This is a genomic window from Burkholderia gladioli, assembly GCF_000959725.1.
Lineage (GTDB): Bacteria > Pseudomonadota > Gammaproteobacteria > Burkholderiales > Burkholderiaceae > Burkholderia > Burkholderia gladioli.
Genome location: NZ_CP009322.1, coordinates 306,879 through 321,087, shown reverse-complemented (window position 1 = coordinate 321,087; position 14,209 = coordinate 306,879). Strand labels below are relative to the sequence as shown.

General features: G+C 65.6%; 11 protein-coding genes. 4 read left to right on the top strand and 7 right to left on the bottom strand.

What is annotated here, in order from left to right:
• Positions 1–274 precede the first annotated feature (274 nt).
• The 4 genes from BM43_RS02720 to BM43_RS02705 all read left to right on the top strand — a co-directional run bounded on the left by BM43_RS02720 (position 275) and on the right by BM43_RS02705 (position 4,206).
• Positions 275–1,135 (top strand): GNAT family N-acetyltransferase, encoded by an 861-nt coding sequence (locus tag BM43_RS02720; RefSeq protein WP_036054067.1) that lies wholly within the window; start codon positions 275–277, stop codon positions 1,133–1,135.
• A gap of 11 nt (positions 1,136–1,146) precedes the next feature.
• Positions 1,147–2,073, top strand: a complete 927-nt coding sequence (locus BM43_RS02715) for a 2-hydroxyacid dehydrogenase (RefSeq protein ID WP_036054070.1) — start codon at positions 1,147–1,149, stop codon at positions 2,071–2,073.
• 162 nt (positions 2,074–2,235) lie between these two features.
• Complete coding sequence (locus BM43_RS02710) at positions 2,236–3,636, top strand: aspartate aminotransferase family protein (RefSeq protein ID WP_036054072.1); 1,401 nt, start codon at positions 2,236–2,238, stop codon at positions 3,634–3,636.
• Positions 3,637–3,714: 78 nt separating this feature from the next.
• Positions 3,715–4,206, top strand: coding sequence for an Lrp/AsnC family transcriptional regulator (locus tag BM43_RS02705; protein WP_013689600.1), 492 nt, complete (start codon positions 3,715–3,717; stop codon positions 4,204–4,206).
• A gap of 279 nt (positions 4,207–4,485) precedes the next feature.
• On the opposite strand, the gene hpaR is transcribed toward BM43_RS02705, so the two are convergent.
• The 7 genes from hpaR to BM43_RS02680 form a co-directional block, all read right to left on the bottom strand.
• The gene (hpaR, locus tag BM43_RS38225; protein ID WP_036054074.1) at positions 4,486–4,902 is read right to left on the bottom strand and encodes a homoprotocatechuate degradation operon regulator HpaR; all 417 of its coding nucleotides are present in this window, start codon (positions 4,900–4,902) and stop codon (positions 4,486–4,488) included.
• Between the two features lie 743 nt (positions 4,903–5,645).
• On the bottom strand, positions 5,646–6,014 hold the full coding sequence (locus tag BM43_RS40100; protein ID WP_133167908.1) for a hypothetical protein: 369 nt from the start codon (positions 6,012–6,014) through the stop codon (positions 5,646–5,648).
• A 345-nt stretch (positions 6,015–6,359) separates the two neighbouring features.
• Positions 6,360–7,982 carry a chaperonin GroEL gene (groL, locus tag BM43_RS02700; protein WP_036054076.1) on the bottom strand — a complete coding sequence of 541 codons (1,623 nt, stop codon included), beginning with the start codon at positions 7,980–7,982 and terminating at the stop codon, positions 6,360–6,362.
• Positions 7,983–8,072: 90 nt separating this feature from the next.
• A complete protein-coding gene (locus tag BM43_RS02695; protein ID WP_013689591.1) occupies positions 8,073–8,390 on the bottom strand; it encodes a co-chaperone GroES in 318 nt (105 codons plus the stop codon).
• Between the two features lie 173 nt (positions 8,391–8,563).
• Positions 8,564–9,199 (bottom strand): hypothetical protein, encoded by a 636-nt coding sequence (locus tag BM43_RS02690; RefSeq protein ID WP_036054078.1) that lies wholly within the window; start codon positions 9,197–9,199, stop codon positions 8,564–8,566.
• Between the two features lie 279 nt (positions 9,200–9,478).
• Positions 9,479–12,139, bottom strand: coding sequence for a 2-oxoglutarate dehydrogenase E1 component (locus tag BM43_RS02685; protein WP_036054080.1), 2,661 nt, complete (start codon positions 12,137–12,139; stop codon positions 9,479–9,481).
• Positions 12,140–12,374: 235 nt separating this feature from the next.
• Entirely contained in the window at positions 12,375–13,997 is a 1,623-nt protein-coding gene (locus BM43_RS02680; RefSeq protein ID WP_036054081.1) for a methyl-accepting chemotaxis protein, read from the bottom strand.
• Positions 13,998–14,209: the final 212 nt, after the last annotated feature.

The following is a 14,209-nucleotide window of genomic DNA, read 5'->3' as shown; positions in this document are numbered from 1 at the left end:
ACGGGCTGGGTTCGACAAAATTGGAACAGGGCAAAAAAACTTTCGCATGTCGTTCGACGCCGCCCGAAACGCAGAACCGCCGCGTGTTGCCGTCGCCGCGCGGCACGATCTGCGGCGCGCCTTGCCAGGCGGCGCCGAGCCTCGCCCCGGTGGGCCGTCGGGTCGTCGCAGGCCGCTGCCGGCCTGCCGCTAAAAAACAGGCGAATCGTCCTATCCTGGCCGCGGACGCGCTGGCAAAGTGGGGAGGACATCTTCCAACGCTTCGGAGTCCAGCGTGACCGATCACCCTTCTTCAAGCACGCTCATCTATCGCAGCTTGACCGAAACCGACCTGCCCGCCGCGCATCAACTGTCGGAGGCAGTCAAATGGCCTCACCGCCTCGACGACTGGCGCTTCGTGTACCAACTCGGCGCCGGCTTCGTCGCCGAGAGCGGGAACGGCATCGTCGGTACCGCGCTGGGCTGGAGCTACGACGCCTCGCATGCGTCGCTCGGCATGGTCATCGTGTCGCCCGAGCAGCAGGGCCGCGGTATCGGGCGCGAGCTGTTCAGCCGCGTGGTCGACAGCCTGGGCACACGGACCATTTTCCTGCATGCCACGCCGGCCGGCGAGCCGCTCTACGCGAAGTTCGGCTTCACCGCGACCGGCACGATCGACCAGCACCAGGGCGCCGCCTTTCGGCCGCCGCTGATATCGCTGCCGTCCGGCGAGCGCCTGCGCCCGCTCGGCGCGAACGACGGGCCGCGGCTTGCCGCGCTCGCGTCACGGGCAGCCGGCTACCGACGCGACGCGGTGATCGAGGCCCTGCTGGGCGTGGCAAACGGCATCGCGCTCGATCGTGATGGCGAGCTGCTCGGCTTCGCCTTGTTTCGCCGTTTCGGCCGCGGCCATGCGATCGGCCCGGTGGTAGCGCCGGACGCGCTTCGCGCGCAAGCATTGATCAGCCACTGGCTGGCGCTGCACGAGGGCATGTTCGTGAGGCTCGACGTGCCCGGAGACAGCGGCTTGTCGGACTGGCTGGAGGGGCTCGGGCTGCCGCGCGTCGACACCGTGCTCGCCATGACCCGCGGCGCGACACCGACGCGCGAGTCGGCACTGCGCACGTTCGGGATCGTGAACCAGGCACTCGGCTGAGCGGCACGACGATGAGCTTCCTGTACAAGGCCGATCCGGTGCGGGGCGCGCAATGGGCACGGCGCTTCGCGACGTTGGCCCCCGAACTCCCCTTCCGGATCTGGCCGGATATCGGCGATCCGGAATCGGTCCGCTATCTTGCCGCCTGGCAGCCGCCGGAGGACCCGCTCGCGCTGCTGCCGAATCTCGAGATCGTGTTCTCCGTGGGTGCCGGCATCGACCAGTTCGACCTGTCGCGCGTGCCCGCGCATATTCCCATCGTGCGCATGATCGAGCCCGGCATCGTCGAGGGCATGGTCCAGTACGTGACGCAAGCCGTGCTGAGCATTCATCGCGACCTGTTCGACTACGCCGCGCAGCAACGTGCGCAGGTATGGCGCGAGAAGCCGGTGCGCGCGGCGGCCGAGACACGCATCGGCGTGCTCGGGCTCGGCACCCTGGGCCAGGCCGTGCTCGACATGCTGCGCCGCTTCGGTTTCCCGTGCGCGGGCTGGAGCCGCACGCCGCGCGCGCTGGACCACATCGAGTGCTACGCGGGCGAGGCCTCGCTCGACACGTTCCTCGCCCGCACCGATATCCTGATCTGCCTGCTGCCCTTGACCGACGACACCCGCGGCCTGCTCGGCCAGCGCGTGTTCGACGCGCTGCCGGCGGGCGCCTCGCTGGTTCAGGTCGGGCGCGGGCCGCAGCTTGACGCGGCCGCGCTGCTCGCGGCGCTCGACAGCGGCCGGCTCGACAGCGCGATCCTCGACGTGACGGATCCCGAACCCCTGCCGGCGGGCCATCCGTTCTGGACGCATCCGCGCATCCGGCTCACCCCGCATATCGCGAGCGCGACGCGACCCGACACGGCGGTCGACGCGGTGCTGGCGAACCTCGCGCGGCACCGCGCCGGGCAGCCGATGATCGGCCTCGTCGATCGCGCGCGCGGCTATTGACCCGACCGGCAAGCGGCCAACGAGGCCGGCAGCAGAAGATGCCGAAGTACCGCGCGCAAACGCCTTGCCCGTGCGTTTGCGCGCTCGAATTGAAGCGACACGCGCATTTCTCGCCCGGTAGCATGGTTTCACCCCTGACACCCGACGAGAGTCCGCCCCGCCATGAACCACGCCGCGCTGATCGAAGCCGATCGTCAACATCTGATCCACCCTGTCGTCAACTACCGGGCGCACGAGGCGCGCGGCGTCACCGTGCTCGAATCCGCGGACGGCGTGTTCCTGCGCGACGCGCAAGGCCATACGCTGCTGGACGCCTTCTCGGGCTTGTGGTGCGTGAACGTCGGCTATGGCCGCGACAGCATCGTGAAGGCCGCGGCCGAACAGATGGCGAAGCTGCCCTATGCCACCGGCTACTTCCATTTCGGCTCGCAGCCCGCCATCGAACTGGCCGAGCGGCTCACCGCGCTCGCCCCCGCTTCGCTCACGCGGGTGTACTTCACGCTCGGCGGCTCGGACGCGATCGACTCCGCCCTGCGTTTCATCACGCATTACTTCAACGCCACCGGCCGCCCCTCGAAGAAGCACATGATCGCGCTGGAGCGCGGCTATCACGGCTCCTCGTCGCTCGGCGCGGGCTTGACCGCGCTACCCGCCTTCCATCGTCATTTCGACGTGCCGCGAGCGGAGCAGCACCACATTGCGTCGCCCTACCCCTATCGCCATCCGCTCGGCGACGATCCGCAGGCGCTGATCGACGCGTCGGTGAACGCGCTGGAAACCAAGGTGGCCGAACTTGGCGCGGACCGGGTCGCGGCCTTCTTCTGCGAGCCCGTGCAGGGCTCGGGCGGCGTGATCGTGCCGCCGCCCGGGTGGCTGAAGGCGATGCGCGACGCATGCCGGCGCCTGGGCATCCTGTTCGTCGCCGACGAGGTGATCACCGGTTTCGGGCGCACCGGCCCGCTGTTCGCCTGCGAGGCCGAAGGCGTGGAGCCGGACCTGATGACCGTCGCGAAGGGCCTGACCGCCGGCTATGCGCCGATGGGCGCGGTGCTCATGTCCGAGGAAATCTACGAGGGAATCGCCGGCAGCCGCGGCGAGTCGGCCGTGGTCGGCCACGGCCATACCTATTCCGCGCATCCGGTCAGCGCGGCCATCGCCCTCGAGGTGCTGAAGCTCTATCACGAAGGCGGCCTGCTCGCGAACGGCCAGGCCATGGCACCGCGTTTCGCGGCGGGACTCGACGCGCTGCGCGCGCATCCGCTGGTCGGCGACGCGCGCTCGATCGGCCTGCTCGGTGCGCTCGAACTGGTGTCGAGCAAGGCGGGCAAGACGCGCTTCGATCCGCTGCTGGGGGTGCCCGACAGGATCGCGGCGGCCGCTTACGCCAACGGCCTGGTGTTTCGCGCGTTCGGCGACGGCGTGCTCGGCTTCGCCCCCGCCTTGAGCTTTTCCGCGGGCGAGTTCGACCTGCTGTTCGAGCGCTTGCGCAAGACACTCGACGACGTACTGGCGGAGCCGGGCGTGCTGCGCGCGCTCGACGAGGCGCACGTGCAGCACGCTTGAGGGCGGTGGCGGGCTTGTAACGACAACCGTTCGCCTCTAAAGTAACCAGACATTCCATTAATCGGCGTCTTGAAGACCATGACGGACAGCAAGCTGGATCGAATCGATCTGCGTATCCTCTCCCACTTGCAAAAGCGAGGCCGCATGAGCAATGTCGAACTGGCCGATGCGGTGGGGTTGTCGCCGAGCCCGTGCCTGATTCGCGTGAAACGGCTCGAGAAGGCCGGCTATATCTGCGGTTACGGCGCGCATATCCAGCTCGAGAAGCTCGGCGACGTGCAGGTGGTGTTCACCGAGGTCACGCTGGCCGACCACCGCCGCGAGGACTTCGAGCGTTTCGTCGCGGCGATCCGCAATGTCGACGAGATCGTCGAGTGCCATCTCGCCAGCGGGGGCTACGACTATCTGCTGAAGTTCATCACGCGCAGCGTGAGCCATTACCAGACCATCGTGGAAGGGCTGCTCGAGCAGAACATCGGCATTGCGAAATATTTCAGCTACGTGATCATCAAGTCGCCATTCGTCAAGCGGCAATACCCCCTGGAATCGCTGTTCGGCGCCCAGCCGTGATCCGTCTCGGTCGCGCGTGCCGCCTGCACCTTGTCGTCGCCATCAATGGTCGCCGCGTCCGCACTCGACATCCTTTGTTCAGGTGTCCCGCACAACATCCCCCTCACGGGGTTTTGAACTGGCCCCTTAGGAATCTTGAACTACGACGGAGACCGGTTGGGCGCCGTATCGACAGCGGCTTCGCGCACCGGCGTCGCCGAAGGACGATGCCGGTGCGAGTGCATGAGGGATCTCGCCGGTGTGCGTCATGACGCCTTTGAACATAAATCAAGCGCCCTCCTAATTCTTTAATCCATGAAGCGCAGTCAATACATTCTGCAGATTTTCATGTCCATATACTTCCTCGATCAAACGATACCGCACCTCCATTCGCTCATTGATTGTCAAGAATAGCCTCCTGCCGCGCGCCGTCAATTTAATCAGCTGCCTTCGCGAATCGATATTCGAAATTTCTCGCGTAACGACGCCATCCCGCTCCAATCTACTCAGTATGCCCGTGAGGCTGGGATGAAGGATGCAGCACTGCTTCGCGATTTGCCCAGGCCCGAGCCCGACCGCATCGTCGTTCGCAAGAGCGGAAATAATCCGCCATTGCTGTTCCGTCAGCGCAAACTCGTTGAGAATCGAACGAATCGGAGCAAGCAATATCTCTCGCACCTGGAGAAGGCTTATTAACAAACCATGAATATTGCACATATAAAATAATCCTTTGGAACGCGGTGGCGAACATGACCGCGACAACGCGATCGAGGCTGGCGTCATGGTTGAACCGGTGACGCACCTGCATCCGTGAATTGGTTTGATTGCCTACGCGCGGAATTCCAGGGGCGCCCCACGCGACAGCGATGTCCCTGGTGCCCGCTGGCGGGGTTGGACCTGGTGTGCCGATACGCGCCAAAGCGGTTCCCTACCGCAAGGCGCGGCTTCCTCCTGCAGGAATGCCGGAACGGCATTACCGAAATGATCGATCACGGTTTCTCCCTTCGTGGACGAGGCAAGCGTCGCGAACGGTCGGACGCCCTCATTTGCCTTGTGCAACGAAGCGGGAAAAGTGACACTGCCGCCCGAAAATTTTCAGGCTGGTCGATCCCGGAGAGAGGGGGGAACAGACGACTATCGCCATTGGCGAGGTGGAAGAGTCGCTGGATACCTGGAATCGGGAACGATGCCGACCAGTGACAACCGGCGATAGCATTTCGCCGATGCAGCAGCTACCGCGGCGAAGCGCTTGGAGTGAATCGAACGGTAGTCAAGCACGGCAGCCACACGTCGGCATCCGGCACAGCAGCATGATTCCGGCCGAACCTCAGTTGGTCGGCCACGGGTTCAGACCGGCACCTGCGCGTTGGTCCGTGCTCGCGCGTCGACGCGTAGCCCTGCTTCTCGACGAACGCAAAGCCAGCCTGAAAGGCGCAACCGGCGCTCTGCGCAAAGATAGCTCATGCTACCGCCGGCGAATGACCTTGCATTGGGCCGGGGTCGGGTGACTGGTCGGTGCGGGGACCGCGCGGAAATGGATACGGTTTCATACGCAACACGTCCCACCATCGTGTCCGTTCCAGAGCAGCAAGCCAGTCCAGGCAGCCACGGCCGTTATCGGTCAATTCGGCGACGTATTCCGGGACCGGCACGCCGCCAGATAGTGGGGAGCCCTCCAATTGCGAGCGTCGGATCGGCTGGCGCACCCACATCACAAAACCCCAGCGAGCCAGCGTATCCACGATGGCGTCATGCCGGTGTCGCACCACCTGGCGCAGGCAAACGTGGCGCAAACCGTCCAGAACGGCTTGGTGGGAGGGATAGAGCATGTGCACGGTCGAACTCGTCATTGCTTCAATGGTGCTTAAGTCCAGGACACGGGCGGGCACCTCGGCAGGCTCGGGGCCGTCACGGCCGACGAGAGACGCCACGGCCACCGACGAGCAAGGCCGCAACCCTCGCCCCATTCGCCAATACCCCTAGGTCGTGGGACCCGCGAGGCGACAAGGCGGCTTGATCATGAACGACTCGAGGGGGGGGAGACCGGCCTGTCTCCCACCACATCGTGTCCACCCGACATAGAGAAACCATATCGAAGGCTGGCGGCAACCTGGCTGTCGAACAAGCGCCCCGGGCCCGGCCATCCATGGTGGAAGACCGGGCCGGACCTCCGATCAATAGTCCATTTCAGGCGCGGTCGCGGGCACCGGCTTTTCGTCTTTCGGTGCTTCGGCGACGGTGGCGTCCGTGGTCAGGATCAGGCCCGCGATCGATGCCGCGTTCTGCAGCGCGGTTCGCGTCACCTTGGTCGGATCGACCACGCCGGTTTCCACCAGGTCGCCGTATTCGCCGCTGGCAGCGTCATAGCCGAAATTGCCCTTGCCTTCGAGCACCTTGGCAATCACCACCGACGGTTCGTCGCCCGCGTTCGAGGCAATGACGCGCAGCGGCGCTTCCAGCGCGCGCAGCACGATCTGAATGCCCGCGTCCTGCTCGGCGTTGGCGCCCTTCAGGGAAGACAGCCCGGCACGCGCGCGCAGCAGCGCCACCCCACCGCCCGGCACGATGCCCTCCTCGACGGCCGCGCGAGTGGCGTGCAGCGCGTCGTCGACGCGGTCCTTCTTCTCCTTCATCTCGACCTCGGTCGCGGCACCGACCTTGATGACCGCGACGCCGCCCGCGAGTTTCGCAACCCGCTCCTGCAGCTTCTCCCGGTCGTAGTCGGAGGTGGTGTCCTCGATCTGCGCGCGGATCTGCTTCACCCGGGCCTCGATGCGCTTGGCCTCGCCCGCTCCGTCGATGATGATCGTGTCTTCCTTGCGGATCTCGACACGCTTGGCTCGCCCCAGGTCCTCGAGCGTCGCCTTTTCGAGCTGCTTGCCGGTTTCTTCCGCGATCACCGTGGCCCCGGTGAGGATGGCGATATCCTCGAGCATGGCCTTGCGGCGGTCGCCGAAGCCCGGCGCCTTGACGGCCGCCACCTTCAGGATGCCGCGCATCGCGTTGACCACCAGCGTGGCGAGCGCCTCGCCCTCGATATCCTCGGCCACGATCAGCAGCGGCTTGCCGGCCTTGGCTGCCGCTTCGAGGATCGGCAGCAGGTCGCGAATCGCGGAGATCTTCTTGTCGTGCAGCAGGATCAGCGCATCGTCGAGGTAGGCGGCCTGCTTTTCCGGATCGTTGATGAAGTACGGACTCAGATAGCCCCGGTCGAACTGCATGCCCTCGACGACATCGAGCTCGTTGTCGAGCGACTTGCCATCCTCCACGGTGATCACGCCTTCCTTGCCGACCTTCTCCATCGCGTCGGCGATGATCTTGCCGATCGCCTCGTCCGAGTTCGCCGAGATCGAACCCACCTGAGCGATTTCCTTGTTGGTCGAGATCGGTTTGGACAGCTTGCGCAGTTCGTCGAGCACGGCACCCACCGCCTTGTCGATGCCGCGCTTCAGGTCCATCGGGTTCATGCCGGCGGCGACATGCTTCATGCCCTCCTGCACGATCGCCTGCGCGAGCACCGTAGCCGTCGTGGTACCGTCACCGGCCACGTCGGCCGTCTTCGAGGCGACCTGCTTGACCACCTGGGCGCCCATGTTCTCGAAGCGATCCTTCAGTTCGATTTCCTTGGCGACGGACACTCCGTCCTTCGTGATCGTCGGCGCACCGAAACCACGTTCGATCAGCACGTTGCGGCCCTTCGGACCGAGGGTCACCTTCACGGCGTCGGCCAGCACGTTCACGCCCTTGACGATGCGGGCGCGGGCGCTGTCATGGAATTTCACGTCTTTTGCACTCATGTCGTTGCTCCGGGAAAAGTCGTTGACTCAGCACGTCGCGAACAGCCCGGCGAAAAGAAAATGAGGACGCTGTCCGCGACACGAACAATGTCAGGCAGCCTGGCGGGCGACATCCTGGCCCGCTTCGAGCACGCCCATCACGTCTTCTTCGCGCATGACGAGCAGTTCCTCGCCATCGACCTTGACGGTCTGGCCGGAATACTTGCCGAAGATGACCTGATCACCGACTTTCAGTTGGAGCGCGCGCTGCGTGCCATCCTGCAGCAGCCGGCCACTGCCGACGGCGATCACCTCGCCTTGTTCGGGTTTTTCTGCGGCGGAGTCTGGGATGACGATGCCGGAAGCCGTCGTGCGCTGCTGTTCGATTCGCTTGACGATCACCCGGTCGTAGAGGGGACGAATCTGCATTTCCATCTCCTGAGCGATAGATAGATAACCAAAGGGAATCCGGCCGCGCGTCGGGGCGCAAGCAGGTGCTTCGCGCGACGCGCCGGCCGTGCCATGTTCGGCGGAATGCGAAATAGAGGCGGAGCGCACACGCTTCAAGAGGCGGATGTCGCCCGAATGTGTAACAAAAAGTTTCAGCGCAGCAGGATGTGTCTCACCGATCCCAACCGATACACGATTCGGCCCGGAACGCCACGAGCGCGCGGGTTGGGCACCACCGGACAGGGCGACGTGCGGCCGCCGTCGGCGTCCAGCGAGTCGTCCGGCTCGTCCAGCGCGCGAAGCACGCCGCCCTTGACCGGGCGGAACAGCCAACGCAGGTAGCCTCGGCGCGCCGCCAAATGCATGAGTCCTTCCCGATCCGGCGCGCCGTCGAGCAGATGCTCGCCCGTCGGCGAACCTTCCCCGTAGTCGCCGAATGCACGGCGGCAGGCAAGCGCCTCCGCGCCAGACGCGCCGATCACGTTGCAGGCGCGCCGTTCGATGCGCTCCACCTCCCACGCGCCCAGGCGCCAGGCGGCATCGAGCAGCGCCATATCGACCGCCTCGAAGCTGTGCCACGGCGCGCCGATCTGGATCGCCGAGCCCGGCACCGGCCGCGCCGGAATGTCGACACCAGGCAATACGAGCGGGGTGGCTCGGCGAAATCCGTGCCAGTGCAGGATGGCGACGAGGGGAGTATTGACCTGCGCCACGGCGGAAACGGTCACCGCATAGAGCGGCAGCTTCACGGTTTCCATCTGCGCCTGCACGATATCGAACAGATCCATGCAGCCTCCTTCCACGAAAATGCCTCACGGCCCTGAAATGATGGGTACTCCGTCTTATTTTAGATTTTGTCGGGGCGCTCGCGCGAGCCCAGGGTCGGGCATTTCGAATGGCTCGAAACACTGTTCAACGAGACGCCCGAAACGCGCGACGGCCGCATGACCGTACCGACGCGGCCGGGCCCGGGCCTTACGCTCGGCGAGCGTATGACGAAGCATAGGGTGCAGGTCGCCCGGCCGCCGCATCGCGCGCGGCGGCCTGCCCACGCACGCTCGGCTATCTCATGCCGCGGCCGCCTCGACATGCTCCACGGCGCCGACGCGCGACGCCTCGGCGCCAGCATGCCCTCCTGCCGGTGGCACGAGTTCGCCCAGCGCGCTTGCCACCAGCCGGCGCTGCTCGGCCTGATGCGCACGCACCGACGAATGAGCGCCCGAGGCGCTCGCCGCCCGGCACACCGCCGTCAGCCGGCAAGCACTGGGCAGCACCGCTTCCAGTTCGTCACGCACGAACCGCCAGGCCCCCTGGTTCACGTCCTCCTCCTGCGCCCAGACGACTTCCTCGAGATTGCCGAAGGTCCCGAGCACGCATGCCAGCTCCAGTCGCGGAAACGGGTACAGTTGCTCGACGCGCACCAGCGCGATGCTCGTGTCGCCGGCGGCGTCGCGGGCGTCGCGCAGCGCGTAATGGAACTTGCCGCTCGACAACACGACCTTCCTCACGCGCATCGCATCGGTTACCGAATCGTCCTGGATCACGGTGGCGAACGCGCCTTCCAGCAGCGACGGCATGGCCGAATGCGAGCGCGCGTCACCGTACAGCTGAGATTTCGGAGACATGACGATGAGCGGCTTCGGCTGGCGCGCGGCGGCCTGTCCTCGCAGCAGGTGGAACCACTGCGCCGACGTCGACGGGCACGCCACCCGCATGTTCTCGTCCGCGCACAGCTGCAGGAAACGCCCGAGGTAGCCGTTCGAGTGCTCCGGCCCCACGCCCTCGTGCCCGTGCGGCAGCAGCACGGTCAGTCGCGATCGACAGCCCCACTTGTGCTCGCCGGCCGCGATGTACTGGTCGACGAACACCTGGGCGCCGTTCACGAAATCGCCGAATTGCGCCTCCCAGATCGTGAGCACCTCGGGTGCCGCCAGGCTGTAGCCATACTCGAAGCCGAGCACCGCCTCCTCGGTCAAGGGCGAATTCACGATGTCGAAGCGTCCCTGGCCGGCCGATAGCGCGCCGAGCGGCACGTGCATCTCGCCGACGCGTTCGCCGCCGTCCTGGAAGTGCCAAACGGCCTGCCGGTGCATGAAGGTGCCGCGCCCGACGTCCATGCCCGAGAGCCGCACGCCGAAGCCGTCGTCGAGCAAGGACGCGTAGGCGAGGTTCTCGGCGAAGCTCCAGTCCACGCGGCCGGCTTCGTCAGCGACCGTGTCGCGCCAGCGGGCCGTCATCCTTGCGATGAACTCGTGGATCCGCACGCCGGGCGGCACGCATGTGAGCGCGTCGGTCAACCTGCGCAGCCGCTCGAGCGACAGTTCGGCGAGCGGTGTCGTCGTGGCGTCGGCCTCCCTGCTCGCGTGCCGCGCCGAATCCGGCGCGCCGGCATGTCCGTGCAGCAACACCTGCAGGGCCGCCCGCCGCAGCCCGTCCAGCGGCGCCGTGCCGCCGAGCGACGCGTGGTACAGGTCGACCACGCCCGGGTGCGCGCCGATCACCGCCTGCAACGCCGGTTGCGTGAGCGTCGGCAGGTCGTGCTCCGAATGGCCGAGGCGACGGTAGCCGATCAAGTCGATCAGGATGTCGGCCCGGAAGGTCATTCGGTAGTCCAGCGCGACCGCCACGGCACGCATCACCTCGTCCGGCCGATCGGCGTTCACGCGCAAGACGGGCGCATCCACGCCGCGCGCCACGTCGGTGCAGTAGACATGCGCCGCGGCATCCATCCTGTTGGGCGTGGTGAACCCGATCTGGTTGTTGACGATCACATGAAGGGTGCCGGAGGGCGAGTAACCGGCATGGCGCGCGAGGTTGAGCGTCTCGGTCACGACGCCCTGCCCGGCGAACGCGGCATCGCCGTGCACCACGACGGGCAGGCAGCCAGCCTCGCCATGCGCGTCCTGCCAGGCACGCGCCATGCCGACCACCACCGGGTAGACGCTTTGCAGATGGGATGGGTTGTGAGCCAACTGCACGGTGACCGCGCCGTGCGGGGTACGCTTGCGCGTGGTTGCGCCGAGGTGATACGGCAGGTCGGTTTGCGTGGCGGCGATGTCCGAATCGGGATCGAGTCGGGCGAGGACGTCCGCCGCGCTCGCATCCATCACGTTCACGAGCGCGTTGAGCCGGCCGCGATGCGGCATGCCGAGGAACAGCCGGACGATGCCGTGGCGGCCGGCGTTGTCGATCACCGCGGCCAACAGCGGGATCAGGCTTTCGCATCCTTCGAGCGAAAAGCGCTTGGCGTCGGCGAACCGTTCGGCCACCACGCGCTCCCACGTTTCGGCCGCCAACAGTTGGCAGAGCACGGCGTGTCGCTGCCCGAGCGAAGGCACCGGATTCGATGCGGTCGACTCCATCCTTCCGAACAACCAGCGTCGTCGCGTCTCGTCGCGCACGCCGCTGCAGTCGAGCGCGAGCGCGCCGCAGTAGATCTGCTTGAGGCGCTGCGCCAACTCGCCGACCGTGCGCGCCGTCTCGAAGCCGACGAGCGGCGTGTCGAGCGGTTCATCGGGGGCGAGCCCATGGAAGCCCGGGTCGAGTTCGGGCACATCGGGGCAGGCGGCGAGCCGCAACGGATCGATGTCGGCCACGCGGAAGCCGGCATGGCGGTGCGCGTCGATGAAGCGGCCGATCAACAAAGGCTTGGCGCTCCGCGAGGCGTCCCGCACCTCGGCGCGGGCGAAACCGACAGGGGTAGCGTATTCGGGATATCGACTAAACATGACGAGTGCCTGTATGGACAGAATCGGTTAATCGAATCTCGCCATCCGGACTCCGGTACGCGCACTCCCCGCCAGTTCACGGATCACTGCCACGGGGATGAGCATACCAACGGATCGCGATCCGGCCGGAGCGCCTGCGTGTCTTGTATAGGCGCTCCGTCATACGTCATCGACCCGTACGCATACGGCTCGTGTCTCCGTCCTTGATGTCGGTCACCTCCGATTCATGGCCCCCTCAGGTGGCGGAGAGCAGGGGCATGCTGGATGCGTGTCGGGTGGGGCGAGGCACCAGGCCACCGGTGCGGTGCGCATCACCGTCGAGCCGGAACGCGGCAACGGTGCTGGCCAGCGCGTCGGCCTGGTTGCGCAGCGCCTGGGCGGCCGCCGCGCTTTCCTCGACGAGGGCGGCGTTCTCCTGCGTGACCTGGTCCATCTGCGTGATGGCGTGGTTGATCTGCTCGATGCCGTCGCTCTGCTCCAGGCTCGACGCGCTCATCTCGTTGACGATCGACGACACGGCCGTGATGCTCTTGACGACCTGCCGGATCGTGTCGCCCGCCTGCTCGACGATGCCGGTGCCCGTGTCCACCTGGTCGACCGACTCGTCGATCAAGGCCTTGATCTCCTTGGCAGCCACCGCGCTGCGTTGCGCGAGGCTACGCACCTCGCCTGCCACCACCGCGAAGCCACGGCCGTTCTCGCCGGCGCGCGCGGCTTCCACGGCTGCGTTCAGGGCGAGGATATTGGTCTGGAACGCAATGCCTTCGATCACGCTGATGATCTCCACCACCTTGCGCGAGGACGCGTTGATCGTGTTCATGGTGTCCACCACGCGGTCTACCGCCTCGCCACCTCGCACCGCTACCGCCGACGCATCGCCTGCGATCTGGTTGGCCTGCTGCGCGTTGCTCGCGTTCTGCTTGACCGTCGAGGTGAGTTGCTCCATCGCGGCGGCGGTCTGTTCGAGGGCGCTCGCCTGCTGCTCCGTGCGGGTGGACAGATCCATGTTGCCGCTAGCCACCTCCTGCGAGGCGAGCGTGATGGCGTGCGTGCCGGTGCGCACGCTTCCCACGATGACGTTGAGGCTGTCCGTCATCTTGCCCAGTGCCGCGAGCAGGCGCGAAACCTCGTCCTTGCCGGTGGTGTCCAGGCGGTGGGTGAGGTCGCCGCCGGCCACGGCCTCGGCCAGCACGACCGCGCTACGGATCGGGCGGGTGATGCTGCGCGTGATGAACCATGCCGTGAACACCGAGATCAGCAATGCGCAGAGCGCGATGATCCCCATCTGCAACTTGGCCCGGCGGCCCTCGGCGGTCGCCTTGTCAACGTCGGCGCTCATCTCGCCGGCCTGGAAGTCCACCATCTTGTCGACCAGCGTGTAGTAATCGTCCTGCAGGCGCGCCATCTCGCCCTGGTAGACATCGCGAGCGGCTTCCTGGTTGTTGGCGGCGATCAGGCTGAAAAATTTCTTGACGCTCTGGCCATAGTCGCTGCGCGCCTGGAATTGGCTTCTGAACAGCGCCTTGCTCTGCTCGTCGGTCAGTTGTTTTTCGAATTTCGCGTAAGTGTCGGCGTTCAATTTGCGGATGACGGCATAGTCGTCCATATACTTTTTCGCCTGGTCCGCATTGGTCGCCAACAGCAGGTTGCTGAGGATGCCGCTGGCCTTGTAGCCGTTGTTCTTGATCTGGGTGCTCGATGCGATCAGCGAATAACGTTGACTGACAATGCCGTTCATTCTGACCACGCTCGACTCGATATTGCGCACGCCCAGCAGTGTGGTGCCGATCAGCAGCGCAACCACGATGCCGAATGCCGCGCTCAAGCGAACCCCGATTTTCAGGTCGGAAATCTTCACGATACGTTTCCTTGCAAAAGGACGCTATTTTCAATAGTGCGTTCCTTTTCCCAAAAACCGAATGAAGCATTCGGTAAGTCGCGCGATCACAGGTGCCATGGCACGGATACGAGGATCGAGCGGCACAAGAAATTGGAGGCCCCGAGCACTATCTCTCCAGCTTGTTTACGGCACGCGATGAAAAACTTTGAATTTCTTTTTCGATGATCGAA